26 protein-coding genes are annotated in these 26284 nt (G+C 67.3%); 14 read left to right on the forward strand and 12 right to left on the reverse strand.

The features are described from left to right. Positions 1 to 7: 7 nt before the first annotated feature. From QZY44_RS15660 to QZY44_RS15695, 8 genes are all read right to left on the reverse strand, one after another. Positions 8 to 1390 carry a protein-glutamate O-methyltransferase CheR gene (locus QZY44_RS15660; protein WP_295447958.1) on the reverse strand — a complete coding sequence of 461 codons (1383 nt, stop codon included), beginning with the start codon at positions 1388 to 1390 and terminating at the stop codon, positions 8 to 10. Beyond that, complete coding sequence (locus QZY44_RS15665; RefSeq protein WP_295447961.1) at positions 1387 to 2502, reverse strand: chemotaxis protein CheB; 1116 nt, start codon at positions 2500 to 2502, stop codon at positions 1387 to 1389. The genes QZY44_RS15660 and QZY44_RS15665 overlap by 4 nt, the downstream gene beginning before the upstream one ends. Beyond that, positions 2499 to 5255 carry a hybrid sensor histidine kinase/response regulator gene (locus QZY44_RS15670; RefSeq protein ID WP_295447964.1) on the reverse strand — a complete coding sequence of 919 codons (2757 nt, stop codon included), beginning with the start codon at positions 5253 to 5255 and terminating at the stop codon, positions 2499 to 2501. The genes QZY44_RS15665 and QZY44_RS15670 overlap by 4 nt, the downstream gene beginning before the upstream one ends. Continuing rightward, positions 5252 to 5707: a chemotaxis protein CheW gene (locus QZY44_RS15675; RefSeq protein WP_295447967.1), complete on the reverse strand. Its 456-nt coding sequence runs from the start codon at positions 5705 to 5707 to the stop codon at positions 5252 to 5254. Before QZY44_RS15675 ends, QZY44_RS15670 begins: the two co-directional genes overlap by 4 nt. 9 nt (positions 5708 to 5716) lie before the next feature. Continuing rightward, positions 5717 to 7975 carry a methyl-accepting chemotaxis protein gene (locus QZY44_RS15680; RefSeq protein ID WP_295447971.1) on the reverse strand — a complete coding sequence of 753 codons (2259 nt, stop codon included), beginning with the start codon at positions 7973 to 7975 and terminating at the stop codon, positions 5717 to 5719. A 39-nt stretch (positions 7976 to 8014) separates the two neighbouring features. Further along, positions 8015 to 8560, reverse strand: coding sequence for a chemotaxis protein CheW (locus QZY44_RS15685; protein ID WP_295447974.1), 546 nt, complete (start codon positions 8558 to 8560; stop codon positions 8015 to 8017). 218 nt (positions 8561 to 8778) lie between these two features. Beyond that, positions 8779 to 10074 carry an O-acetylhomoserine aminocarboxypropyltransferase/cysteine synthase family protein gene (locus QZY44_RS15690; protein WP_295447977.1) on the reverse strand — a complete coding sequence of 432 codons (1296 nt, stop codon included), beginning with the start codon at positions 10072 to 10074 and terminating at the stop codon, positions 8779 to 8781. Positions 10075 to 10089: 15 nt separating this feature from the next. Further along, on the reverse strand, positions 10090 to 10560 hold the full coding sequence (locus tag QZY44_RS15695; RefSeq protein ID WP_295447980.1) for a CoA-binding protein: 471 nt from the start codon (positions 10558 to 10560) through the stop codon (positions 10090 to 10092). Between the two features lie 578 nt (positions 10561 to 11138). Between QZY44_RS15695 and QZY44_RS15700 the strand changes: the two genes are divergently transcribed. The 13 genes from QZY44_RS15700 (at position 11139) to QZY44_RS15760 (ending at position 22332) form a co-directional block, all read left to right on the forward strand. Continuing rightward, positions 11139 to 11420, forward strand: coding sequence for a UxaA family hydrolase (locus tag QZY44_RS15700; protein WP_295447984.1), 282 nt, complete (start codon positions 11139 to 11141; stop codon positions 11418 to 11420). 3 nt (positions 11421 to 11423) lie between these two features. Further along, entirely contained in the window at positions 11424 to 12587 is a 1164-nt protein-coding gene (locus tag QZY44_RS15705; RefSeq protein WP_295447986.1) for a UxaA family hydrolase, read from the forward strand. Position 12588: 1 nt separating this feature from the next. Next, on the forward strand, positions 12589 to 13317 hold the full coding sequence (locus tag QZY44_RS15710) for a 2Fe-2S iron-sulfur cluster-binding protein (protein ID WP_295447989.1): 729 nt from the start codon (positions 12589 to 12591) through the stop codon (positions 13315 to 13317). A gap of 5 nt (positions 13318 to 13322) precedes the next feature. Then, entirely contained in the window at positions 13323 to 13676 is a 354-nt protein-coding gene (locus tag QZY44_RS15715; protein WP_295447991.1) for a hypothetical protein, read from the forward strand. After that, complete coding sequence (locus QZY44_RS15720) at positions 13658 to 14002, forward strand: succinate dehydrogenase (protein ID WP_295447994.1); 345 nt, start codon at positions 13658 to 13660, stop codon at positions 14000 to 14002. Before QZY44_RS15715 ends, QZY44_RS15720 begins: the two co-directional genes overlap by 19 nt. Positions 14003 to 14043: 41 nt before the next feature. Continuing rightward, positions 14044 to 15087, forward strand: coding sequence for an ABC transporter substrate-binding protein (locus QZY44_RS15725; protein ID WP_295447997.1), 1044 nt, complete (start codon positions 14044 to 14046; stop codon positions 15085 to 15087). A 6-nt stretch (positions 15088 to 15093) separates the two neighbouring features. Further along, positions 15094 to 15888, forward strand: coding sequence for an ABC transporter ATP-binding protein (locus QZY44_RS15730; protein ID WP_295448000.1), 795 nt, complete (start codon positions 15094 to 15096; stop codon positions 15886 to 15888). Then, entirely contained in the window at positions 15881 to 16732 is an 852-nt protein-coding gene (locus QZY44_RS15735) for an ABC transporter permease (RefSeq protein WP_295448003.1), read from the forward strand. Before QZY44_RS15730 ends, QZY44_RS15735 begins: the two co-directional genes overlap by 8 nt. Then, the gene (locus tag QZY44_RS15740; RefSeq protein ID WP_295448006.1) at positions 16725 to 17612 is read left to right on the forward strand and encodes a fumarate hydratase; all 888 of its coding nucleotides are present in this window, start codon (positions 16725 to 16727) and stop codon (positions 17610 to 17612) included. Before QZY44_RS15735 ends, QZY44_RS15740 begins: the two co-directional genes overlap by 8 nt. Beyond that, entirely contained in the window at positions 17602 to 18228 is a 627-nt protein-coding gene (locus QZY44_RS15745; protein ID WP_295448008.1) for a fumarate hydratase C-terminal domain-containing protein, read from the forward strand. Before QZY44_RS15740 ends, QZY44_RS15745 begins: the two co-directional genes overlap by 11 nt. Then, positions 18225 to 19970: an FAD-binding protein gene (locus QZY44_RS15750; protein ID WP_295448011.1), complete on the forward strand. Its 1746-nt coding sequence runs from the start codon at positions 18225 to 18227 to the stop codon at positions 19968 to 19970. Before QZY44_RS15745 ends, QZY44_RS15750 begins: the two co-directional genes overlap by 4 nt. Continuing rightward, complete coding sequence (locus tag QZY44_RS15755; protein WP_295448014.1) at positions 19967 to 20911, forward strand: hydroxyacid dehydrogenase; 945 nt, start codon at positions 19967 to 19969, stop codon at positions 20909 to 20911. Before QZY44_RS15750 ends, QZY44_RS15755 begins: the two co-directional genes overlap by 4 nt. A gap of 365 nt (positions 20912 to 21276) precedes the next feature. Next, the gene (locus QZY44_RS15760; protein ID WP_295448017.1) at positions 21277 to 22332 is read left to right on the forward strand and encodes a cysteine synthase A; all 1056 of its coding nucleotides are present in this window, start codon (positions 21277 to 21279) and stop codon (positions 22330 to 22332) included. A 294-nt stretch (positions 22333 to 22626) separates the two neighbouring features. Here QZY44_RS15760 and QZY44_RS15765 read toward each other — a convergent pair whose 3' ends face one another. From QZY44_RS15765 to QZY44_RS15780, 4 genes are all read right to left on the reverse strand, one after another. After that, positions 22627 to 23247 (reverse strand): hypothetical protein, encoded by a 621-nt coding sequence (locus tag QZY44_RS15765; protein WP_295448020.1) that lies wholly within the window; start codon positions 23245 to 23247, stop codon positions 22627 to 22629. Between the two features lie 32 nt (positions 23248 to 23279). Beyond that, the gene (locus tag QZY44_RS15770; RefSeq protein ID WP_295448023.1) at positions 23280 to 23621 is read right to left on the reverse strand and encodes a TusE/DsrC/DsvC family sulfur relay protein; all 342 of its coding nucleotides are present in this window, start codon (positions 23619 to 23621) and stop codon (positions 23280 to 23282) included. A 263-nt stretch (positions 23622 to 23884) separates the two neighbouring features. After that, positions 23885 to 24043: a hypothetical protein gene (locus QZY44_RS15775; RefSeq protein ID WP_295448025.1), complete on the reverse strand. Its 159-nt coding sequence runs from the start codon at positions 24041 to 24043 to the stop codon at positions 23885 to 23887. Between the two features lie 50 nt (positions 24044 to 24093). Beyond that, on the reverse strand, positions 24094 to 25551 hold the full coding sequence (locus QZY44_RS15780) for an FAD-dependent oxidoreductase (protein ID WP_295448028.1): 1458 nt from the start codon (positions 25549 to 25551) through the stop codon (positions 24094 to 24096). 308 nt (positions 25552 to 25859) lie between these two features. On the opposite strand from QZY44_RS15780, the gene QZY44_RS15785 reads away from it, so the two are divergent. Next, the gene (locus QZY44_RS15785; RefSeq protein ID WP_295448031.1) at positions 25860 to 26030 is read left to right on the forward strand and encodes a hypothetical protein; all 171 of its coding nucleotides are present in this window, start codon (positions 25860 to 25862) and stop codon (positions 26028 to 26030) included. Positions 26031 to 26284: the final 254 nt, after the last annotated feature.

The following is a 26284-nucleotide window of genomic DNA, read 5'->3' on the forward strand; positions in this document are numbered from 1 at the left end:
TATGGCACTACGAGGGCGTCTGCGGGGGATGCAGTAACCCGAGGCTGGGGTGCCGTGGGGCGCGCCGCTGCACCTCCCGCAGGTAGCCCTGGGCCAGGTCTTTCAGCCCCTTCTGGTGGAGCAGCAGGGCGACCAGGACCAATGCCTCCACATAGTCCGGCGGACTCAGGCGCAGTTCACCCGCGTCGGTCGCATGGAGCAGGGCCTCGGCCACCTCCAATGCCTCGAAGTCCTCCCCGCAGTCCGCCAGAACGCGTGCCTTACCGAGCCGGGCACGGGCGTCCGCGGGACGGCTGGTGAGGACGGCATCGAAGGAGCAAAGCGCTGCGGCGAAACGCTTGGCCTGGTAATGGGCCTCGGCCTGGGCGAGACGCGGGTCAACGCCCAGGGGGGCTGATGCGGGCGCGGGGCAGGCCGCAGCAAGTGCCGCCAGGCGTCGGGGGGTGGTCGTCCCGGTCTGACGCATCGACGGGAGCGGCGTCGCTGCACCGGGGGGCCGCCCCGTGCCGTGCGGCACGCTCGTCGCGCCCGGGACGATGTCCCCACGGGAATGGTCGGCACGGGCGGGCACGACCGCCCCCCGGGGGCGAAAACCGACACACCCGTCCAATTCCTGCATGTGGAAGCGCTCCCCCGGGATGTTCCACTCCGCATGATCGACGAACAGCCAGCCGTCAGGCTCCAGCAGCCGACCGATCACAGCCAGGGCCCGGGCGGCGGTCTCGGAGTCGAAATAGATCAGCAGGTTTTCGCAGAAGATCACGTCGAAGCGTCGCCCGAGCACCGCCTCCGCATCCTCCAACAGGTTGATCTGATGAAAGTTAACCCGCCGCAGCAGGGCCGGCTCCAATTGATAGGTTCGTGCGTCCTGGGGGCTGAACCAGCGCTGGACCGTTGTGGGGTCGGTACGCCGCAAGGCGAGCGCTCCATAGATACCGCGACGGGCCGCTGCGAGACAGGTGGCGGAGATGTCGCCGGCATCGATCTCCACCGCCTGGGGCGGGATGCGCTGCTCCTCGCACAGGATCGCCAGGCTGTACGGCTCCTCTCCCCGGGCGCAGGGTAAGGACAGGAGGCGTGCCGGTTGACCGGGGCGGCGGCGCATCAGGTCTGGGATCAGGCGCGTGACGGTCACCCGCATCTGGTCCTGGGCACGGAAGAAATAGGACTCGTTAGTGGTGATGGCGTCGATGAATGCCTGGGGTGGCAGGACCCCGCCCAGCAGCCGGGCCAGGTAGTTCGCCGGGTCCAGTGCGTGCCGCTGCGCCTCCAGCCGCAGCGCCAGTTCCACCGGGGCCTGATTCTGCTCGGTGATATTGATCCCGGTGCGGGCACGAATCCAGGCCCGCAGGGGCCCGCTGACCACGCTGCCAGGGTGCGTGTCGTTCATTGCCCTTCCCCCACCCAGCGCCCGATCAGCCGCGCCAGCTCGGGGAGCGGCTGGCCCTGCGCGACGATGCCGCGCCGGATGGGTGCCCCCGGCATCCCGTCCACCACCGCGGTGGCCGGGTCTTGCACCAGCACCTTGCCCCCGCCGGACTTGATGAGCGCCAGACCCTCGGCCCCATCGTCCCCCAGGCCGGTCAGGACCACCCCGCAGGCGCGCTTGCCAGCCTGGGCGGCGACGCTCTCGAACATCCGATTAATGTTAGGGGCATAGACTGACTCACCGGCGGACTCGTACTGGAGCCGCCCGCCGGGGGTCAGTAGCAGATTACGTCGCCCACCCTCCGCCAGATAGACCCGACCGGCGACCGGCACCTCCCCGGGCCTGCCCACGGCCACCGGGTGCCCGGTCTCTTGTTCCAACCACAGGGCCAATCCGTCGCTGAACTCGCGGTCGATATGCTGACTGATCAGATAGCTGGCATCGAGCCCCCGGGTCAGGTGGCCGAACAGGGTGGCGAGCGCGGTGGGGCCGCCGGTGGAACTGCCCACGGCGACAATGCGCATCCCGGCCGCATGAGTCGATGGGGTTGGCGGCAGTCTGGATTGCGGCGCAACCGGTGCCCGGGGCGCCCCCAAACCGGCGCCGCTACTGGTGGGATTCAGGGCCAAGACGGTGCGCATCTTGCGCAGCAGCTCTTCACCCGCGGCGAGCAAGACCTCGCGGGTGACGCTCTCCCCGGGGCGCGCCCGCAGCGCGGGGGTTCGGGTGTAGTCAACGGCGCCGGCCTTGAGTGCATCGAAAACATAGGTGGTGTTGCGTCGGATGGTCGCGCTGGAGATCAGGATGCGCGTGGGGCACACCGCCATGATGCGCCGGGTGACCTCTACCCCGTTGATATCCGGCATGTGCATGTCGAGTAGCACCAATTGCGGGCGTAGCCGCTGCGCCGCCGCCACCCCATCGGTTCCGCAGGTCGCCTGACCGAGCAGCCGGAAACCACCGTCCGCTTGGATCACCGCGGCGGTCACCGCACGGGCGACCGCCGAATCATTGATGATCAGGACACCCGGGGTGGATAAGGCGCGTTGCAACGGTGGTTGTGCCTCGATCATCCGCCGATCCGCGCCGGGCTGTTTGCCAGAAGTTGGGCGACCATCGCCAGCATGGCGTCGGTGTCGAATTCAGACTTGGTGACATAACGGTCAGCGCCGGCCTCCATCGCCTTGTTCCGGTCCTCGGCCCGGTCCTTATAGGACACCACGATGATCGGCAGTTGCCGGAAGCGGTCCATGCCGCGCAGGGTGCGGATCAGCTCGATGCCGTTCATGCGCGGCATGTCGATGTCGGTGATCAGGATGCGGTGGTCGCCCGCCTTGGCCTTGTTGAGCCCGTCCATCCCGTTGACCGCGGTGGTGACCTGGTAGCCGGCCTGTTCCAAAAAATGCCGCTCGACCTCACGTACGGTCACCGAGTCCTCGACCACCAGGACTTGGGCAGGCGCCGCGGCCTCCTCTGCCGAGTCCGTTGCGGCCTGGAGCCCGGCGGGCGCCAGATAGCCGGCACCCTCGCGCAGGCGCTGAAGCAGGTCGGGTACGTCCATGATCAGGGCGACCCCACCGTCGTCCAGGAGCGTGAGCCCGGCAATCTCCGCGACCTTACCCAGGCGTTCGTCCAGCGGGCGGGCCACCATATCCAGTTCGTCCACGACCGCCTCCACCAGGAGCCCGAAGCGACCCCCGCCCTCATCCAAGACCAGCAGGTGTTTGCGTTGCAGGTCCTGGTGGATGGGCGCCAAGCCCAGCAGGGTGTGGAGTTGAAACAGTGGCAGGGTCTCACCGTCCAGGTGGACCGCCAGGCGCCCCTCGAGCTCGCGCAGTTCATCCTGGACAAGTCGCCGGACCCGCGCTACCTCGGTCATGGGGAAGGCGTAGCGCTGGTCGCCGAACAGGGGGTGCCGGCCACCGACCACCAGCAGGCAGCGGGTGAGCGACAGGCTGAGCGGGACGTGCAACTCGAAGCAGGTGCCACGGCCAGGCTCCCCGTAGACCGCCACGCTGCCGCCGCTGGACTCGATCCCGGCCTTGACGATGTCGAGCCCGAAGCCGCGGCCCGAGGTGGTGGAGAGGCTTGCAGCGGTCGTTAAGCCTGGCAGGAACAGGAACGCGGTGCGCTCCTCGCTCCCCAGTTGGGCCCAGAGCGCCGGGGTGGTGTGCCCGGCGGCGACCACCGCGGCCTGAAGGCGCCCCAGATCGATGCCGGCCCCGTCATCGCTGACCCGCAGGCGCATCCGGGCACCCACCCGATGCGCCTCCAGGGTCAGGCGTCCGACCGCCGGCTTACCCTGGGATTCGCGCACCGCGGGTGACTCGATACCATGATCCAGGGCGTTGCGCAGCAGATGCAGCAGGGGGTTGCGCAACTGCTCCAGCACGGCGCGATCGATGCGGTTGTCCTGCCCTTCCACATGCAGTTCCACCCACTTGCCCAATTCTTGGGCCAAGTCCCGAACCATCCGCGGATAGTCGTCGAAGAGGTCCGACAGGGGCAGCAGGCGTGCCTGGGTGACCTCGTCCGCCAGGCCGTCGGCCAGGTGGTGGAGGCGGCCCTCCATCCGGTCGTGGGTATCGGTGAGTCCGTCTAACCCCCCGGCGGTGGTGGCGAGCCGCTGAGCCACCTGGCGCAGCGACTCATGCAGGGCCTCCCGGTCCAGGTCATCGGTCAAGTTGCCGGCCACCAGCCGGCCCAAGTGCTGACCCGCGCGGGTCAGTTCCCGCGTCAGGCCGCGCAGTTGATTGCGCTGCCCGGCGAGCGAGGCCACGGCGACCGTCAGTTCCCCGGAGAGGCGATGCAGGCGGTCGAGTTGCTCATAGGCGAGCCGGGTGCGTTGGCCGCCGGCGGACCGGTTGGCGGGGCCATTGGCGGGCGCAGTGGACACGACCGGCAGGGGTGGGCCAGTCGGCGCGGACGCTACCGGACGGGTCGGAGTGACCGGCGGTTCGGCGGCTGGACCCTCGAGTGCGGGGCGCGCCTCGGCGGCCAGCACCGGTGGCGAACAGGGTGTAAATTGACCGGTCTCACGCTGGCGGGCGAGCTGTTCGAGCAGGGGGGTAAGCGACGGCGCCTCGGCCCCTCGCCGCAGGATGGCCAGCAGTGACTCGATCCAGCGCAGGCCGCAGTCCACGGCCAGCGGAAGGCTGGCGAACGGCGCCGGATTGCCAGCCGTCCCGGACTCATGCAGCAGGTCCTCCAGCGCCCCGGCGACCGTGCGAATGGGGTCGCAGCCGATGGCCCGGGCCGCGCCTTTCAGGGTGTGGAAGACCCGCCGCAGGTCCTCTGCGTTGCTCGCCCCGGTACCCACCGCCAGCAGCGCGCGGGCCTCAGCCAGCTGGCCGACGACCTCCTCGGCAAAGATCCCCATGAGATCCAAGCCGAAGCCCCCATCGGTACCTCTGTCCATGGGCGGCGCCGGCGTCGGTGCCGGTGGGGGCTCCGGGAGGCCCGCCCGATAGGCATCGACCCGCGCTGCGAACCCCGCCATGTCCGGCCAGGGGGCGCCGGCCAGTCGCGCGGCCAGGGTATCGTGCAGCAGGTCCACGCCCATCAGGCACAGGTCCACCGTGGCGGGTCGCCATGGTCCACTGCCGTCGAGTTGGTCGTGCAGGACGTCCTCCAGGCGGTGCGCGATGTCCAGCTCCTGGTCGCACTGGACCGCCCGTGCAGCCCCCTTGAGGGTGTGGAAGACCCGCATCAGGGCCTCAGTGCCGGCCCGATCCGGGGGGGCGTGCTCAAACTCGAGGGTGAGGCGGGTTCCCTCTTTCAGGTTAGCCTCCACCTCCTCCCGGAAGATTTCGAGCAAATCGTTCACGCGGCCGACCCCGGCACCAAGTCCCGCAGCAGGCCCAGTTCCGCCGGCGTGAGCAGGTCCGGCAGGCAGATCTCCTGGGTAATGCCGCCGTCGATCAGCCACAGGTCGGCACAGCCTCTCGCGGCGCGCTCGCTCAGGATCGGGGGGCGCCGCTGCTCATCGCCCAGCGTACTGATCCCGGTCACGGCGTCGACGACCAGCCCCAGCGGGCGCCCGGCGGCGGTAAAGCACAGGACGCGATTGCCGTGCCGCCAATCCGACGGGGGCCTGCCGCCCAGGCGCTCGGCGAGGGTGAGCACGGGCAGGGCCTCGCCGCGCAAGTTGAGCAGCCCGGCGATGAAGTCCGGGGCACCGGGCAATCGGCTCAGGCGCGCCGGCATCAGGATCTCGTCGAGCGCCGTCAGGCGGGTCAGGAACCGCCCGCCGTTAGCCGTGAAGAGCAGGGCCTCCATCGGGTTGGCTCAAACCCGGAAGACTGAGACGGCGCTGGCCAGTTGGGTCGCCATCGCATTGAGTTCATAGGTGACCGAGCGGGTCTGGCTCGCCGCCTTGGCGACCATGTTGGCGGATGAGAGCATTTCGGTGGAGGTGGTCTGCACCATGCGGGCGGCGTCCGCTTGGGCGCGGACCGACTCCAGGATCATGCTCATCTGCTCCTGGATCCGGTCCATGGCCGCGTTGATGGCGACCAGGGCCGTACTCGTCTCACCCACTAGGGCGACGCCGTGGTGGATCTCCTCGGAGGATTTGTCCATGGCGAGCGCCGAGGACTCCGTGGCACGTTGGATGTCGCGCACCATGCCACTGATGTTGCCGGCGGAGTCGATGGAGCGGTCCGACAGCCGGCGAATTTCCTGGGCGACCACCGAGAACCCCTTGCCCATCTCCCCTGCCTTGTTGGCCTCGATGGAGGCGTTGAGCGACAACAGGGTGGTCTGGTCCGCAACCATGGAGATGGTCGCCACCGCCTCGTTGATATCGTCCATCTTGTCGTTCAGGGCCTTGATGCGCTCGGCCGTCTGGCGGGTCGACAGCCCGATGGCGTCCATGGAGGACATCATCTGGGTGGACTTGTGGTTGCTGTCGGTGACGATGCCGGCGATCTCGTCCACGTTGCGCCCGACGGTCTCGGACGACGAGACCAGGGTGACGGCACTCTGCGACATCTCGTTCAACGAGGCGGAGAGCTCATTGACCGCGCTCGCCTGCTCGGTGGCGGACGCCGCCTGCTCGGTGGCCGCTGCCTGGATCTCGTTGATGGACGAGGACAGTTGCACGCTCGCCCGCTGGATGCGTTGGACCAGGTTGAGCAGGTTCTCGCGCATCTGGTTGAATGAGTCTGCCAGGGCGCCCAGCTCGTCGCGGCTGCGCACATCCACCGCATAGGTCAGGTTGCCGCGGGCAATCTGGTGGGCGCCGGCCATCAGGGCCTCGACGGCCGCGACGATGGGTCGCGGCACCGTCAGTAGCACCAGGAGCCCCACCGCCAGACCCAGCAGGGCGGTACCGCCCACCAGCCACAGGGCCTGGACGCCGCTGTCCTCCAGACCCCTGCTCTCGGTGTCGATGTCACGCCAGGCGCTGGATGCCAAGTCCTCGGCCAAGGTCAGGATGCGTTCCCCAGCGGTAGTCAGTGACTGCTCCTGCACGGCGATCTGCGTCTGGGTCTGGGCCGCCGCGTTGGTGTTTTGGGCCATCTTGGCCCCGACTTCACGCAGTTGCGCGGTGTACCCGGCGAGGGCCTTCTTGAGGTCGGCAAGCCCGGCGGCGAGCCCGGCGGCGGCGGCGTCCGCGCGCAATGCATCGAGTTGGGCGGCCAGTTCCGCCGCGCTGGTGCGCGCGGCATCGTTCAGCGCCGGGCTGTGGGAGGCGAAGAAGGTCTCAAGCTGGACGCGTTCGACCAGCAGGTTCCGGTTCAACCGTTCCAGGGTCCGCCCCAGTGCGACCTGGGCGGGACTGCCGACGCCCTGCTCGGGCCAGGCGGCAGCGGTCAGGTCGCGGGCGGCCACGATGACCGCGTCCAACCGGCTGGCCAGGTCCTTCTCGCCGGTCGCCATGGCGGTCTCCCGGTCGGCCTGCCCCTTGTGCAGGGCGACGACCTCCTTGACCTCGGCGGTGAAGCGGGCCTCATAGTCGTCCAATGCCTCCGTCAGTGCGCGGTGTTGGGCGGTCACGTTGGTCCCCGCGGAACTGGCGATCTTCCCGGCCAGGGGGTTCAACTGGTTGATCTGTTCACGCACCCGGGTAGCGAGCCGCAAGACTTTATCCGCGGCGCTCTGCTCATCGACCAGCAGATAGTCGCTCTGGGCCGTCATGGTGCGGAAGACCGCCGTCTTGATATCCTCACTGACCTGGGCCAGGTCCGCGTGATGCCCCAGTTCCGGGATCCCCTCCGCGGTGAGCCCGTGCAGGGTATTCACCGAGACCAGCCCGAGCACCAGGATCACCAGCGTGAGCAGCCCAAGGGAGAGGTTCAGTTTGCGCTTGAGGCTTAAGCCACGCGCGGCGGCGCGCCCGCCGTAGCCCGACCCCGTCATCAGGCCCCCGGCCGACTCCCGGCGAGCGCTCGGCCGCGCCCCCTGGTCGCCATCGTCCGGCCCGTGGAAGGGCATACCGCTCTGGACCCCGTCGGGCTCCGGGACGACGAAGTCGCCGGCATGCTCGGCCTGGTGGGCCTGGCTCGGGTCGTGGGCATGATCGCCCGTCTGGTCGGCGTGCATCCGATGGTCCTCGATCTGGCCCGGGGTCTCGTCCGGGTCTCAAAAATGGTTGAAGCCCGCGGCAAGTAGCGGGCTCACATCGAGCAGGGTGAGCGAACGACCCTTGTGCTCACCCACGCCGATGCGGCGGATCGGCGCGTTGGTCGCCACCCCGCCCTGGGCCTGGAAGCTATCTGCATCCAATGCCACGACAGACTCTACCGCATCCACCGGCAATCCGGCACGGCGACTGCGCGCATCGCGGACCACCAGGGTCCGGTTGGCCGCCCCCAGCCGGTAGCTACTGTTGATCCCGAGCAAGGCGCCGGTATTGAGCAGGGGCACCAGCTCGCCGCGGACGTTGGCCAATCCGAGCACCAAGGCGCTGACATGTGGCAACGCGATCCCGGTCGTGACACTCGCCACCTCATCCAGTGCCTGCATGGGCAAGGCGAAGCGCTCACCCGCGACCCGCACGATCACAAAGACGCTCCCCGTCAAGTCCCCCAATGGATCGACTGTTTGGGCATAGCGCTTGGTCCAATGCTCGAGTTCGGCCGCGGGGAGCGGCGCGGCGCAGGGGGCGAGTTCGGTTGGATCGGACATTTGCCTCAAGGACGGGAGGTGTTCAGTCAACGTGAGGTTGTAGGCAGACGGTTCTGAAACGGCGCAGACGCCAACGCGCCCTCAGCATACCTCACGCGAACCGTTACGAGCGACAAACATCGCGATCTTCGCGCCCCTGGCGGCGCAGCGGTTGTCCTCCCTGGCCGGGATGCTAAGACGCACGCTAAGGACGGTTGGCGGGGTTACGACGCCAATCGTCAAGAGCGCTTCAATGCCTGATCGATATCCCATAGGATATCGTCGATATGCTCGCAGCCCACCGACAGCCGGATCATATCCGGCCGTACCCCCGCCGCGGCCTGCTGAGCCGCGTCGAGCTGGCGGTGGGTGGTGGATGCCGGATGGATGATCAGGGTACGGGTGTCGCCGATATTGGCCAGGTGGCTCATGAATTGCGCCGCTTCGATGAAACGCACGCCAGCCTCGATCCCGCCCTTCACACCGAAGGCGAGCAGGCCGGAGGCGCCGGGCGCACCCTCCACCTGGCGCATCTGCCGCTCGATGAGCCCGTATTGGGGGTGGTCGGGCAGACCCGGGTAGTCGACCCAACTGACCTGCGGGTGGGCGCGCAGGAACTCAGCGACCGCGCGGGCATTGCGGCAGTGCCGCTCCATGCGCAGGGGCAGGGTCTCCACCCCTTGCAGAATCTGCCAGGCGCTGGTCGGTGCCAGCGCGGCGCCATAGACCCGCAGTGTTTCCATGCGGCAACGCATGGTGAAGCCGCAGTCACCGAAGGTCTCGTAGAACTTCACGCCGTGGTAGCCGGGGGAGGGCTCGGTCATGCCCGGGAACTTGCCGTTGTCCCAGGGGAACAGGCCACTCTCGACCACCAGGCCGGCGAGCGTGGTGCCGTGACCGCCCAGGTACTTGGTTGCTGAGTGCACGACGATGTCGGCCCCCAGGGCGATGGGGTTGCACAGAAAGGGGGAGGGCACCGTGTTGTCCACGATCAGCGGTATGCCGTGGGCGTGCGCCACTGCGGCCACCGCGGCGATGTCGAGTACCGCGAGGCTGGGGTTGCCCAGGCTCTCGGCGAAGATGGCGCGGGTGTTGGGGCGCAGCGCGGCGGCGAAGGCCTCGGGGTTCGCGGCATCGACGAAGCTGGTCTCGATGCCGAGCTTGGCCAGATTGACCGCCAGCATGGTCACGGTCCCGCCATAGAGCGCGCCGCCGGCCACCAGGTGGTCGCCCGCTTGCAGCAGCGTCATCAGGGCCATCGCCTCGGCGGCCATGCCGCTGGCGGACGCGACCGCCGCCCGCCCGCCCTCCAGTGCGGCCAGCCGCTCCTCCAGCGCGGCCACCGTCGGATTGGAGATCCGCGAGTAGACATTGCCGAAGGTCTGTAGATTGAACAGTGAGGCGGCGTGCCCGGCGTTGTCGAAGACGAAGCTGGTCGTCTGGTAGATCGGCAGGGCGCGGGCGCCGGTGGTGCTGTCCGGGATCTGCCCGGCGTGGATCGCCAGGGTCTCGGGTTGGAACTGGTGGTCGGCCATGGGTGTCGGTCGCCTTCAGATGGGACGTTTGGCTGAAATGACGCCGGTGTTGACGCCGACCCAATGCAGACCGCCGAAGAGGCGCGCATGTTCGATCTTCACGCAGCGGTCCATCACCGTCGTGAGCCCCGCGTCGCGCGCCAGCTGGTCGGCCTCCAGGTTCTTCACTCCCAGTTGCTGCCATAGGCACCGGGCGCCGATCGCCACGGCGGAGCGGGCGATCGGCAGCAGGTCCGCGGCGCGGCGGAAGCAGTCCACCATGTCCACGGGCTCGGGGATGTCCTCAAGCCTGGCAAAACAGCGCTCGCCCAGGATCTCCGGGTAGCGGGGGTTGACCGGGATGATCCGATAACCGTGCCCCTGCATGTACTTGGCCGCGAAAAAACTCGGCCGGTGCCACTCGGCCGAGAGGCCCACCACTGCAATGGTGTGGTTGGCCTTCAGGATGCGGCGCAGGGAGGCGATGTCTTCGTCTGGTCTGGTCATGGCGTAACGGATCGGTGGCAGGCTCAACGGCCGGTACCATCATAGTCCGGTAACCCGGCAATGCGATAGGCCTGCCGACACCGACGCTTCCCATCCCGAGGCCGAGTTTCATCCAGGACTGGACCGCGCCGGGCAAGCAGGACGCGCAGCTGTTGGAAGTTCCTATCAGGCCGCCGCGTGCTGGAAAACCCCCGGTGGCGCGGGTACCAGCGGAACTTGCTCACCCCGGGTTAGCGCGCGCCGTTTCGGCGGCAAGGTAACGTCGTAATCGCTTGGCTGCGCTCCGGCAGGACGTGTTTGCGGATCCCCGCCTTCTTTCCAGACGCGCCTATGCCGGACCTTCCCGGCTCGCTCGGTATGGCAACGTGACACCAGGCGGGCGGAAAATGACCCGGACCCTGATTCGGCGAAAGGAATCCTGCTAACCAAATCGAAAATAAATGGTTCCTGAATGTCTTGGGAAGCCATACGCTGTTAATTCGAAAAGAGTGCCATGAGGCCCGATAACGTCGGCGCCGTCGGCATTGACGTTCGACCATGCCCATCCGCAAACACACCACTGCCAGAGTGAGGAATCCATGATTCATTTTGTCGTGCACGGTCCCCGTGATTCGACCGGCGTGGTCGTGGTCGAGGGCGTGCGCGCCGGTGATGCCTTGGACGGCTGGGTGATGGATGGGGATCACAGCCTCACCATCACGGCCGTGGAGGACATCCCCATCGGCCATAAACTCGCCCTGCACGCCATCGCCAGCGGCGATACGATCATCAAGTATGGCCATGACATCGGTCGCGCCATCGCCGACATCCAGGCCGGCGCACATCTGCATGTTCACAATGTCAAGACCAAAAGGTGGTAATCAGTGGGGCTCCCGACTTTCTTCGGCTATCACCGTGAAAACGGCCGCGTCGGCGTGCGCAATCATGTTGTCATCCTGCCGGTGGATGACCTGTCCAACGCCGCCAGCGAGGCGGTAGCAAACAATATCAAGGGGGTGTTGGCGCTGCCGCACCCTTACGGCCGATTGCAATTCGGGGCTGACCTGGAGCTGCACTTTCGCACCCTCATTGGTACCGGCGCCAATCCCAATGTCGCGGCCGTGGTGGTCATCGGCATCGAGCCGGGCTGGACGCAACGGGTGGTGGAGGGCATTGCCGCCACCGGCAAGCCGGTCAGCGGCTTTGCCATCGAGCTCAACGGCGACATCAATACCATCGCGAACGCCTCGCGGGCGGCGCAGCAGTATCTCCAGTGGGCGTCCGAATTGCGCCGGACCGAACATGCCATTGAAGCGCTCTGGGTTTCAACCAAGTGCGGCGAATCCGATACCACCTCGGGTTGCGGTGCCAACCCCACCGTGGGCAACGCTTTCGACAAGCTCTATGGGGCGGGCACGACGCTATTGTTCGGTGAGACCTCTGAGATCACCGGTGCCGAGCACCTGGTGGCGGAGCGCGCCGGCACCCCGGAGATCGGCCGGCAATTCCTGAAGACCTGGAACGACTACAACGATTTCATCCTGGCCAATAAGACCGACGACCTCTCCGATTCCCAGCCGACCAAGGGCAACATCATCGGCGGCCTGACCACCATCGAGGAGAAGGCGCTCGGCAATATCCAGAAGATCGGCCAGCACTGCCTGCTCGATGGTGTGCTAGAACCCGCCCAGACGCCGACGGGTCCGGGCCTCTGGTTCATGGATTCCAGTTCGGCCGCGGCCGAAATGGTGACCCTGGCGGCGGCCGGTGGCTTCGTGGTGCATTTCTTCCCCACCGGTCAGGGCAATGTGATCGGCAATCCCATCCTGCCGGTCATCAAACTGACCGCCAATCCGCGCACGGTGCGCACCATGGGCGAGCACGTCGACGTGGATTGCTCCGGTCTGCTGCAACGCGAGCTGACCCTGGACGGCGCGGGCGATGCCTTGCTGGACATGATGTATCGCACCGCCAACGGCCGCCTGACCGCGGCCGAGGCACTGGGTCACCGCGAGTTCGTGCTGACCAAGCTGTACCGCAGTGCCTGAGATGGGCGGCACCGGCACCAGCGACACCATCGCTGTACGGGTGTGGCGCGGGGAACGGCACGGCGGCTTCCAGTCCTTCGCCGTGCCACGCCTGGCGAATCAGACGGTGCTCGACGTACTGCGCTTCATCCAGCGTCGCCTGGATCCGGGGCTCGCCTTTCGCCACGCCTGCCGGGTCGGCGTCTGCGGCTCCTGTGCCGTGCGTGTCAATGGGATCGCCCGCTGGGCCTGTCGGACCCATCTGGATCGGGTCGTGCGGGACGACGCGCTGGAACTGGCGCCGCTCGATCACCTGCCTGCGGTTCGCGACTTGGTCTGCGATCTGGCCCCGTTCTTCGACCAATGGACGGCGGCAGGGGGCTATTTCGTCCCAAGGCCGGACGCGGATGGCTTTGCCGCCATCGCCCCGGAATCGCCCGCGCGCCGGGCGGTCGAGGCCGGCATCGAGTGCATCGGTTGCGGCATCTGTTACAGCGAGTGCGACACCGTCGGCGACCGCCCCGAATATCTCGGACCGGCGGCCCTGAACCGTGCCTGGACCTTGCAGAACGACACGCGCGACGGCGCCCGCGCGGCACGGCTGCACGCCGTTTCGGGCGATGCCGGTTGCCATGCCTGCCACTCGCGTTTCGCGTGCAGCGAGCGTTGCCCCAAAGGGCTCTCACCCGCCGCGTCAATTGCCGCACTCAAGCGCCAGGGCGTTGCGGCCCTGCTCGGCGGTACCCGGTGACGGCCATGGCCAGCCAGTCCCGCGATCAGCTCTGGGAGCCCCGGCTCTGGCTGCTGCAACGCGTCACCGCGGTCGCGCTGGCGCTCTGGGTCGGCGTGCACCTGATCACGATCCTCGCGGTCGGCGGCGCCGGGCTCTCCGCGGAGCAGATCCTGGGCCGCACTCGCCATAGCGCGGTGGTCGCCCTGTTCTATGGCAGCTTCGTGCTCCTGGCGGCCATCCATGGGGCCCTGGGCGTACGGGTCCTGATTGCCGAGTGGACCCCGTGGCGCGGCACCCGACGCGACGGCGCGGCGGTGCTGGTCGCGGTCCTGCTGGTGGCCTTGGGCGGGAGGGCCTTATGGGCGGTCGTTACCTGAACCAGACCCCGGCCGGGTGGGCCTTTCGCCTGCACCGCCTCTCCGGGCTCGCGCTGACGTTGTTCCTCCCGGTCCATTTCTGCTTGCTCAGCCTGGCGCTCACGGGGCCAGAGGGCCTGGAGGCGGGCCTTGCCTGGACCCATACGCCCCTGGTGCGCATCGCTGAACTGGTGCTGATCGCGCTTCTGAGCCTGCATCTCGCGGGCGGCCTGCGGCTCTTGGCCATCGAGTTTCTGGGCGCCGCATCCCGCCAACTGTTGTTGTTGATCCTCGCTTGGCTCTCTTGCGGCGTCGTGGTGCTGCTCGCGGCCTGGCGCCTGACCTGAAGCGCACCGATTCCACCTGCTCAATCCACGGAGAAGCCTTGATGAAGAACCGCCGTCATTTCCTGCAGACCCTGACCAGCCTGGTAGTCGCCAGCCTGTGTGCCGCCGCACCGGCGCTCGCCCCAGCCACGCCGACCGCCGCCAAGGAGGTCGCGCAGGTTCGTCTGGCCCAACAGTACGGTATCGGCTACCTGCCGCTGATCGTGGTGGAGCAGAACAAACTCATCGAGAAACACGCCAAAGCGGCCGGCCTGGGCGATGTGGAGGTGTCCTGGACCAAGTTCGCGGGCGGCAACGTCATGAACGACGCCTTGCTCTCGGGGAGCCTGGATTTCGCCTCGGGCGGGATTGCCCCGGCCGTCACCCTGTGGGCCAAGACCCGGGGCACCAAGGGTGAGGTCAAGCTGGTATCGGCCCTGGATTCCATGCCGCTCCTGCTCAACACCCGCAATCCCGCGGTCAGGACGATCAAGGACTTCACCGAGAAGGACAAGATCGCCCTGCCGGCCGCCAAGGTCTCGATCCAGGCGGTGACGCTGCAAATGGCCGCCGAAAAGGCCTTTGGCGAAGGCCAGCAGGAACGCCTGGACCCGCTCACCGTCTCGCTCTCACACCCCGACGGGCAGACCGCGCTGCTCTCGGGCGCCGGTGAGATCAGCGCCCAGTTCTCCGCGCCGCCCTTCCAGTATCAGCAATTGGAGAAACCCGAGATCCACACGGTGCTCAATTCCTATGACGTCCTCGGCGGCCCGTCTTCATTCAATGTCGTCTGGACCACCGCGGCCTTCCGCGAGGCCAATCCCAAGCTCTATGCGGCGGTCTTTCAGGCGCTCGCAGAGGCGGAGCAGATCATCAATCAAGACAAGGCGGCAGCCTCAGCGCTGTATCTGCGCGCCTCCAAGGACAAGGGCACGGTGGCGGACGTGGAGAAGATCGTCACAGATCCCCAGGTGGAATTCACCCTGACCCCGCGCAACGTCACCAAGTACAGCGATTTCCTCTATAAGATCGGTTCGATCAAGCAGAAGCCGGACACCTGGAAGGACCTCTTCTTCCCCGAGGTGCATGGCCTGGCGGGGAGTTGAGGGGCCGTGAGCGCCACCGACCCCGCCGTGCCCCTGCTCGATGTCAGGGGGGTCACCCTGCGCTATGCCACCGAGCGGCGCCTGGTCACCGCGACCTGGCGGGTCAGCTTCCGGGTGCAGCAGGGTGACCGCTATGTCCTGCTGGGACCCTCCGGCTGCGGTAAGTCCTCCCTGCTCAAGGCGGTGGGGGGCTATCTCAGCCCGGTCGAAGGCGCCATCCATCTCAAAGGGCGCGCCATCGAGCGGCCGGGACCGGACCGGATGATGGTGTTCCAGGAGTTCGACCAACTCCTGCCGTGGAAAACGGTGCTGCAGAACGTCGTCTTCGCGCTGATCGAGGGCCAGCGTCTGACCAAGGCCGAGGCAACGGCGCGGGCACGGCACTACATCGGCAAGGTGAACCTGACCAAGTTCGCCGACAGCTATCCCCATACCCTGTCGGGCGGTATGAAGCAGCGGGTGGCGATTGCCCGCGGGATGGCGATGGAGCCCGATATCCTGCTGATGGACGAACCCTTCGCGGCGCTTGATGCACTGACCCGCCGTCACATGCAGGACGAGTTGCTGCGACTGTGGGAGGACACCCGCTTCACGGTCCTGTTCGTGACCCATTCGATCCCCGAGGCGGTGAAGCTCGGTACCCGCATCCTGCTGTTGTCGCCGCATCCGGGACGGGTCCGCGGCGAGCTTGAGAGCGATGGCCGGGACCGCACCGATGAGACCGGCCGCACCCTCTCGGAGCGCATCCACGAGGCGCTCTTCGCTACCCCAGACCAGGCCGCCGAGGTGATCCATGCATGAGTTGACCGCGCCCCCCGATCGGTCCCTGGCCTTGCGCGAGCCGGTGGAGCGGCCATTGCCGCTGGGCGAGCGGCTGGCCGCCATCGGCGCCCTGCGCAAGGGGCTGATCCTGGCACTGCTGGCCGCCCTCTGGCAGGCCTATGCGGTCTGGCTCGACAACCCGCTGATCTTCCCGACCTTCAGTGAGACCCTGAGGGTGCTGATCACGGACACCGCGAGCGGCACCCTGTTGCTGCGCGCCGCGTTCTCGCTGAAGGTACTCCTCACCGGCTATGTCATCGGGGTGGTCCTGGCGGGCCTGTTCACGGCGCTCGCCATCCGTACCCGCCCGGGCCAGGACCTGCTCGAGACCCTGACCGCCATGTTCAATCCACTACCGGCCATCGCGCTGCTGCCGCTGGCGTTGATGTGGTTCGGCCTGGGCAACGGCAGCCTGATCTTCGTCCTGGTGCATTCGGTGCTCTGGCCGGTGGCGCTCAACATCCACAGCGGCTTCAAGGCCGTCTCCCCGACCCTGCGCATGGTGGGCCGCAACTACGACCTACGCGGCCTGGGCTTTGTCGCCAAGATCCTGATCCCGGCCGCCTTCCCCTGCATCCTCTCGGGGCTCAAAATCGGCTGGGCCTTCGCCTGGCGTACCCTCATTGCTGCCGAACTGGTCTTCGGCATCAGTTCCGGGTCCGGAGGGCTCGGCTGGTACATCTACGAAAACAAGAATCGGCTCGAGATATCCTCGGTCTTCGCCGGACTGCTGATGGTCATTCTCATCGGCCTCTTGGTGGAGAACCTGGTCTTTCGCACCATTGAGGCGCGCACCCTGCGCCGCTGGGGGATGCATGCCTGAGGTACTGCGGGTCTCACCGGACCTGATCGAGGAGGTCGCCCGCGACCTTTACCTGCGCGCACTCAAGGTGCTCCCCGCCGACATCCAGGCCGGCATCGCGCACCTGGCCGCCGTTGAGACGCATGAGCGCGGACACGCCGTGCTCGCTACCCTGCAACACAACATCGTGGTCGCCGCGCAGACCGACGGCCTGCTCTGCCAGGACACCGGACTGCCGCTCTACCGGATCACCATCGGCCGTGATGTCCAGGTGGACGGCTTGGCCATGAAGGAGGCCATTCGTGCGGGCTGCGCCCGGGCGACGCGTGAGCATCCCTTCCGCTCGTCGGTCGTGCACCCGCTGAGCCGTCACAATGGGCAGGACTCCTGCGGTATCCGTATCCCGGCCATCGATATCGACTTCGATGAGCGTGTGGGGGTGCTCGATATCCTGATGATCCCCAAGGGCAGCGGCTCGGAAAACCAGTCCTGGCTCAAGATGGCCCTGCCGGCCGACGGGGTGGCGGCCATCCAGCGCTTTGTGATCGACTGTGTGCTCGCCGCCGGCGGTAAGGCGTGCCCACCGACGGTGGTCGGGGTCGGCGTTGGCGGCAGCGCCGACCTTTGCCTGAAGCTCGCCAAGCTGGCGGCCACCCGACCGCTGGGCAGCCGCTGTGAGGACCCCCAGGGGGCCGCACTGGAGGCGGCCCTGAGCGGCGCGGTGAATCGCCTGGGCATCGGCGCCCAGGGGCTCGGTGGCGACGCCACCGCGTTTGCGGTGCACATCGAGCTGGCCGCCACCCACATCACCCTCAACCCGGTCGCGGTCAACCTCCAGTGCCACTCGGCGCGACGGGCGCGGGCACAGATCACCCGCGAGGGGGTGCGTTATGGCGACTAAGGGCCAAGTGGCCGATGTCCTGCGGCCACCGTTGGACGAGGCCCAGGTGCGCGCCCTGCGGGTTGGCGATACGGTCACGCTCGAAGGGACCCTTTTCGGCATCCGCGACGCCACCCTGATCCACCTCATCGACCGGGGTCGTACCACGCGCCTGGATCTCTGCGGCGGGGCCGTCATCCATACGGCACCGAGCGTCGCGCGCGTCCCGCCCTCACCGTCGGCCCCCGTCGGCTACCGGCCGGTGTCGGTCGGCACCACCACCAGCGCGCGCATGGAGCGCTTCACCGAGCCCTTGATGCGTCGCTTCGGGGTGCGCCTGATCGTCGGCAAGGGTGGGCTCGGCGCCGACTCCAGGCGCGCCTTCGCCGCCCTGGGCGGGGCCTATCTGGCCGTGGTGGGCGGCGCGGCGGCACTGGAGACGACCTGGGTCGAGGCGATCGAGGCAGTCGACCTGGACGACCTGCACCCCGAGTCGCTGTGGCGCTTTCGGGTGCACGGCTTCGGCCCCCTGCTGGTGACCATCGACAGCCACGGCGGCGATCTTCACCGTGAGGTCGAGGACGCCGCCCAGGCCCGCCGGGCGGACGTCCTGGCGGGGCTGGGAGTGACACCTTGAGCGGCCACCCACCGGCGCTGCGCCGCCAGACGGCCGACCTGCTCATCCTCGGCGCCGGCGGCGCCGGGCTGCTGGCCGCGCTGCACGCGCACACGGCCGATCCGGGGCTCGACATCGCCGTGGTGTGCAAGGGGTTGCTCGGCAAGTCCGGCTGCACGCGCATGGTCCAGGGCGGCTACAACGTGGCCCTGGCCGCCGGTGATTCGGTCGAGCGCCACTTCCTGGATACACTGGAGAGTGGCCAGTGGCTCCCGGACCAGGAGCTCGCCTGGACCCTGGCCAGCACCGCGCCGCGGCGGGTGCTGGAACTGGAGAACCGTTGGGGTTGCTTCTTCGACCGCAACCCGGACGGCAGCCTGCACCAGAAGGCCTTTGCCGGGCAGACCTTCGATCGCACGGTGCACAAGGGGGACCTGACCGGCATCGAGATCATGAACCGCCTGGCCGAACAGACCTGGGCGCGCCCCATCCGCCGCCTGGAGGAGCATCGCGCGGTCGCCCTGATCCCAGATGCCCGACACGAGCGCCTCAGTGGTGCCCTGCTGCTCGACGTCCGCTCGGGAGACTTCCTGTTCGTCGCGGCCAGGGCGGTGCTGCTCGCCACCGGCGGCGGCCCCACCATGTATCGCTTCCACACCCCTTCTGGCGACAAGAGTTGTGACGGGCTGGCCCTCGCCTTGGGTGCGGGCCTGGCACTGCGCGACATGGAGATGGTGCAGTTCCACCCCACCGGCCTCCTGGCCGGGGCCGAGACCCGCATGAACGGTACCGTGCTGGAGGAGGGGCTGCGGGGGGCGGGTGGCTGGCTCAAGAACGCCGCCGGGGAGCGCTTCATGCTCCACTGGGACCCACGCGCCGAGCGCGCCACCCGAGATATCGTCTCGCGCGCCATCTTCGATGAGATCCGGGCGGGGCGCGGCACCCCCAACGGGGGCGTCTATCTGGAGATCGCCCATCTGGGCCGGGCGCAGGTCAGCCGCCAATTCAAGGGGATGGTGGAGCGTTGCGCGGATTGCGGGTTCGATCTGGCCGGCGGCCGGGTCGAGGTCGTGCCCTCGGCCCACTATCTGATGGGCGGCCTGTGCTTCGATCCGCACGGGCGGACCGCGCTGACCGGCCTCTATGCCGCCGGTGAGGACACCGGCGGCGTCCATGGCGCCAATCGCCTGGGGGGCAACGGGGTGGCCAATTCCACGGTCTTCGGCGGCATCGCCGGCGACACCGCGGCCGCTGACCTGGCCGCCGGGCTGGGGCCGGTGGCGCCGGACGGTGAGTTGCTGCGTGAGTTCATCGCGCGCTGCCTCGCGCCGCTGCGGCGCCCGGCGGCCGATCGGGAGGCGGTGCGCGATGACCTGGCGCAGTTGATGTGGGACGAGGTCGGCATCTTCCGCCACCAGGCCGGGTTGGAGCGGGGCCTGAGTGGCCTCAGGGAGTTGGAGGAGCGGCTCGGGCACTGCGGTGCCGGCGGCGGGTCGGGCGCCTACCATCTGGGCTGGCACACCTGGCTCGACCTCGCCAACCTGATCACCGTCAGCCGCGCCATCACGACCGCGGCACTCGCGCGGACCGCGTCACTCGGCGCCCATTGGCGCGAAGACGGCGCCGCGCCGCCGCCACCCGCAGAGGCTGCCTTTACCACCATTACCGCGGTCGGCGACGGCCCTTTGCGCGCCGATTGGAATCGCGTGAACTTCAGCCGGGTGCGCCCCGGCACCAGCCTGGAGCAGATCCACGCACCATGAGCATCGTCATCGCCGAATTCATGGACGCCGCCGGGATCGACCGGCTGCGCGCCCGTCATGCCGTTCACTATGACCCGGCGTTGGTGCAGGACCGCGCCGCGCTGTTCGCGGCCCTCGCGCAGGCCCGCGGGCTTATCGTGCGCAATCAGACGCGGGTGGACGCCGAGCTGTTGGCCGCGGCACCCCGCCTGAGTGTCGTCGGACGCCTGGGTGTCGGGTTGGACAACATCGACCTGGAGCGGTGCCGGGCACGCGGCATCGCCGTCTGTAGCGCACCGGGCGCCAATGCCCGATCGGTGGCGGAGTATGTCATTGCCGCCGCGCTCATCCTGCTGCGCGGCAGCTTCGGTGCCAGCGCGGCGGTGGCGAACGGTGACTGGCCGCGTGCGGCACTCGCCGGTGGGCATGAGGCGGCCGGCAAGGTTCTGGGTTTGATCGGCTGCGGCAACATCGGTCGCCTGACCGGCGAGTTGGCGACCGCGCTGGGTTTCCTCGTCTGGGGCCACGATCCGTCGCCGCCCCCCGCGGGGCCCATCTTGGCGGTCGGACTCGATACCCTGCTCGCCGGTGCCGACGTGGTCTCCCTGCACGTCCCGCTCTCGCCGGCGACCCGCCATTTGCTCGATGCCGGGGCGCTGGCCCGCATGAAGCCCGGCGCCGTACTCATCAATACCGCACGGGGCGGGCTGATCGATGAGGTCGCGCTGGCCGCCGCCCTGCGCTCGGGGCGCCTGGCGGGGGCCGCGCTGGATTGCTTTGCCGAAGAACCCTTACCGGCCGACTCGCCGCTGGCCGGCATCCCGAATCTCTGGCTCACGCCGCACATCGCCGGGCTGACGGCGCAATCCAATGTCCGGGTCGCCGAGTGCGTGGCCGGGTGCCTCCTTGCCCACTTTGGCGCACTCCCCGGCGATCACCGCATGCGCCGGCCCGGCGCATAGGCCAGCCTTTCCTCAGCCCAATATCTCCGATGAGGGACAAAATCGACGCTGATCGATTGTCCGTCTCGTGAAATGAAGGCCCGTGGCCAGGGCCGTGATCGTGGTTCCGGCCACTGGTCGAGGCTTTGGCCGGTCGGGCTTGCAGGCACCACTGATTTCTCTCAGAGGTGTGACGAATCGCCACCGGCTAAAGCCTCGACCTCCGGTTGCGGACGGACTGCCGCTGGCCGGAACGATGATCAAGGCCGTGGCCAGCACCCCGGCGGCCGGGTCATCGACGATGCGAAAACTCGAATGCCTTGACACAACATCAGGACTGGATTATCCAAGCCAGATCGGCTGATCCACTCATGAGACCCGCACCCATGGACCTTCGCGACGGCTTCGTCCCCACGATCGGCAATACCCCACTCATCCGGCTACGGCGCCTGTCCGAGGCCACCGGCTGCGAGATCCTCGGCAAGGCGGAGTTCCTCAACCCGGGCGGTTCGGTCAAGGACCGTGCGGCCCTGGCCATCGTGCGCGACGCCGAGCGGCGCGGCCTCCTCCAACCGGGTGGTATCATCGTCGAGGGCACGGCCGGCAACACCGGCATCGGCCTCACCCTGGTCGGAAATGCCCGCGGTTACCGGACGGTCATCGTCATCCCCGAAACGCAGAGCCAGGAGAAGAAGGACACGCTGCGGCTCGGCGGGGCCACCCTCTATGAAGTACCGGCCGTCCCCTACGCGAACCCCAACAACTATGTCCATGTGGCACAGCGGGTGGCTGAGCAGCTCGCCGGCAGCGAGCCCCGTGGCGCCATCTGGGCGCAGCAGTTCGACAACCTGGCCAACCGGCAGGGCCATTACGAGACCACCGGCCCGGAGATCTGGCACCAGACCGACGGCAAGGTGGACGGCTTTGTCGCGGCCATCGGTACCGGCGGCACCCTGGCCGGCGTGGCGGCGGCACTCCGGGAGCGGAACCCGGCGGTAAAGATCGCCCTGGCCGACCCACCCGGCGCGGCCATGCACGCCTGGTTCACCACCGGCGAACTCAAGGCCGAAGGCTCCTCCATCACCGAGGGAATCGGCCAGGGTCGTATGACACAAAACATCGAGGGGTTGACGCTGGACTTCAGTTGGGAAATCCCCGACGTCGAGACCGTCCAGACAGTGTTCGACCTGGTGGCTGGTGAGGGGCTGGTGCTGGGCAGCTCGTCCGGCATCAACGTGGCCGGGGCGGTGCGCCTGGCGCGGGAGCTCGGCCCTGGCCACGTCATCGTGACCATCCTCTGCGACTCCGGGACACGCTACGCCTCGCGCCTCTTCAACCCTAACTTTCTTCGCGTCAATAATCTTCCGGTGCCGCCCTGGCTGGCGGCACCGCGGCCAGTGCTGCCGGACGGTGCCCTGATCCCGGTGCCGGAGACGGCCTGAGGGGGCCGAGCTGCCGGGGGGGCGGCGGATTCGGGTGGGCGCAGCTGGCGTTTCCTCTATGGCAACGCGGAGATACTGGAGGCGATGGAGCCCTGGCAGGGCGGCAGTAACATGATCGCGGACCTGACCTTCGCGCGGACCCTCTACCAGGGCCGCCAGCGCGCTTCGAGGCCGGAACGCCCAACATCGCGGACGCGGTCGGCTCGGGGAGGCACTGAAGGATGTGCAGCGCCTGGGACTGGCGAACATCGTCAAGTGCCTGTAACTGTGCCTCGTGCTTCTCCTCCTTGCGGTTTAGATCGACGCCCCCTTCCACCGCCGCCAGTCGCGTATCAGATTCGCCCCGCAGTATTGCGCCCCGTTTGCCGCACGTCGCCCCGCCGCGTTGAACTGTCGGGCAATATCCATCCCCGAGAGCCCCTGAGCCAGCAGGGCGTCAACTTCCTGCATCAGACCCATTTGATCCGGCGGGGCTTCCAGCGTTGCCGGTTCACCCGCCAGGGAAAAGAGCTCGGGAGACGGGGCCAATACACGTGCTACTTCGGACAGTTCCAGGTGCAGCAGATGCGCAATGTCGCGCGTGCTCTTGCCCAAGCGGAACAGTAGCGCAATGGTCCTGGCGCGTTCCGCCAATACTGCCGCCGCCAGTTTGCTTTCGAGGGGCACCTGGCTCGGGATTGGGTCCGGGATTGCTATCGAATCCCCAAGGGTCCCCGCGTGCAGGATCGGGTCCTGTTCCGCCAGCAGGGCCTTGACCCTGCGCCCCAGCCACTCGGTCCCCAGCGTTTGCAGGGTATCTGCTTCCTGGGGGGTGAGCCAGATCATTAGCCGCTTCCATCCTTCGTCTTCCCGCCGGTGTTTCAGGCCTTGCTGCCGCAGCCGTTCGGATGTCGGGTTCGTTTCGTCATGTGTCATGTCTTCGTCTGGTCTGAGCACGGTGAAACGGGTCAGCACCCGGCGCAATAGTAGTCCGGCAACCCGGCAATGCGACAGGCTTGCCGACACCCGCCGTCGGGAAAGAGGTCTTCGAGCTGCTGACGGGTCCAGGGCACATGGGCGGAGACGGCCGGCCCGACCGCCTTCACAACGACCCGCGGGGTGGGCGGTATCTCGTTGGCGACATAATATTGGCGCATAAACGCGATGACCTGCCAGTGGGCATCGGTCAGGGTCAGGCCGTCGGCGGCGGCCAGGGCCAAGGCGATGCCCCGGTCCCAGTCATCGAAATGCGCCAGGTAACCCTTTTTGTTTAGATTGAGGTCACGGCTGGCGCTGTGTATGGCGGTCATCGTGTGCTCCTCCACCTATGGGTGGTCTGTGTTCGCGATCGATGCGCAAGTGCCCGCTGGGCTCCCCCATTATGGCAGCCACCAGGGCGAGCTGCTCGAAGAGTGCTCCCGACCCGGCATGCAGCCGGGTGTCGACACCGTCGACCCTCCCCTCCACTGCGGCCCGGAGCGCAGCGGACGCGCTGCGCCCGCCCCACCTTGATACTCTTGAAAACGCTCCCGGGAACCAACGGGCGAAGATTGTGGCTCTCCGGGGGCTCCCGTCAGCCTTGCGGCTTCACCATGAGTTTGACGATCCGCCAGCCGATGACCACGAAGCGCACGAGTTGCCAGGGGACCGAACGCCGCAGGTATTTTGTGAATCCGGTTGGGACGGGGGGATAGGACTCCTGATGATAGGGTCCTCTGTTTGCGCCTGCCATGGATGCTTACCTCGCTGAAGTGTGAAAGTGGAAACGCATCAATAGGCGCATCAATGCGGTAATAAGAACCAGCCCGGGCGCAGCCTGGCCTGATAGATAAACAGATGATGCAGAATGAATTTCCACCAGTGCCCGGCGAGTCCGATCTCCCCGGAGGTCACGTTGAGATCCCGCCCATATTGGGGGTAGCGGTCGTAATCGGGCACGACGGGAAAGACGATCAAGGAGGCGGCCGATCCCTTTAAGAAATGCTTGCCGGTCGAGGCGACGCAGGCCGCGCCCATTCCCGCCATCGAGGCGGTGTGGGTCGGTGCCGAGGCGCCGTTGATCATGTCTCGGATGCTCCCCGCCACCGCCATGCCGATCGCGGCCGAGGGCATGCCGGTGCGCGCCGCCGAGGGATTGATCGGGGTGCCGTTGGGGCTCTTCATCGGCTTGCTGATCAGGTGCGGCGGGGCGAAGGCAATGCCGATGGCGAAAATGTTGCGGTACTTCGGGGTCTGGTAGGTCTGCGGCCAGTCCTGCTTGCTCCAGTCGTCATACGGCTTGGGGGCATAGTCGGCATCGACCTTCATGAAGCCGCTGGGTGCAAAGAGCGCCTCGGTGATGTCTGCCCCTTTCGGGTCGAAGGCCTTCAATCCGACCCCCGCGAAGGGCGGGATCAGCATGGCGAAGTCGAACGGGATCTCATTATAGGTCCCATCGAGCAGCTCATAGTGAATGGTGCCCGGCTCGACCTTGTTAACGTGTGCGCGGGTGATCCACTCGATGCCGCGCTCGGCCATCAGCGATTCGACGAATACCTTGCCGCTGGTCACATAACCGCCACGCTTCATCAAGGTGCCACCGATCCCCAGATCCCCCACCTCGTACTCGTTGCTGAGCCATACCAGCCGCGCCAGTCGGCGAACCCCGGCCTCGCGCAGCACATGGTCGACGTTGCAGATGTACTCGAAGGCCGCACCCTGGCAGGTGGCCATGCCATGCCCGGTGCCGATGACGAGGGTTTGCGGCTTGCCGGCCTTCAGGGCGGCAATCGTCTCTTGCAGCCTTGCATTCGCCTCCAGGGCATGGGCCGAGGTGCACACGGAGACGGTATAGCCCGGCTCAGGTCCCAATCCCGGCGTCGCGCCGAAATTGAGCTTGGGTCCGGTGGCATTGATCAGATAATCATAGTCAATCGCTTCGGTCTGACCGATGCGTGCGGGGTCGGTATATTCGATCTTGACGAACGGCTGCGCGTGCCCGGTCTCGCCCTCCGGGTAGATGGACAGCGCGCTGGCCTGGTGAAAGTCGACATTGAGTTTCTTGTAGATCGGTGCCAATGGGTAGGCGACCTGCTGCTCGGTCATTTCGCCCACGGCCACCCAGATATTGGACGGCACCCAATTCCAGAACGGACGTGGCGACACCATGATGACCTGGTGTTGCTTGCCCAGCTGCCGGCCCAGATGTCGGGCCGCGGTGTGTCCGGAAATGCCGGCCCCGAGGATAACGATACGTGCCATGAGCGCGCTCCAGGTTGAGATAGCGAACCAGTATCCCAGGCGTGGTGATCCTGGCGTAAAAAAGGGTTTTAGCTAACCAACGCAGGAATGCAGATAAGACTGCGGATCAATAGCCTACCGATGGCGCTCCGGCGATCATGGCCTCCAGTGGCATCCGTTTACTCGCGTCACTGCCAAAAATAGAGCCATCGGGCCAGCTCCAGCCTCTGCGGCTGCTGGATTGCTTTGCAGAAAGGCTTGGTTAGCAGCCGGTGTAGCCACCCCTAGACTTGCCGCTCAATTACCGGATCGCATGAGCCCCGAGTCCGATGTCATTCGCTACCCACACCGCTGGTGGATTCGACGCTGGGCAATGCTGCGACCGCTGTCCCGGAGACTGTGCCGACGCCTGCTTCAATGAGGCGATCGAGCGGCTGCCCAGTCAGTGCGTGCGCCTGCTGGCGGACAACTGCGCCGGGTGCGGCGCCTGCCTGCCGTAGTGCGATCTGTAACGCCTGAAGCTGAAGCGCGGCTGCGTACACCTGGCACTGGTGCCGGCCGTCTGGCGCAGGTGCGGACGGTATTCGTCGTCGTTTCGGCTGTCGGCGCTCGCGGCGCAGAGCGCCTAACACAGAAAGAGCAGTTGGTGCCCGCCGCAGGCCGTTCCTGACCCGCGGATGGGTACACGCGGAGGCTAAATTCCGGCTATGCCGGGGCCGGTAAGCCCGACGGCGGGTGCAATTCGCGGCCGTGG

This window comes from uncultured Thiodictyon sp. (genome assembly GCA_903837595.1).
GTDB lineage: Bacteria > Pseudomonadota > Gammaproteobacteria > Chromatiales > Chromatiaceae > Thiodictyon.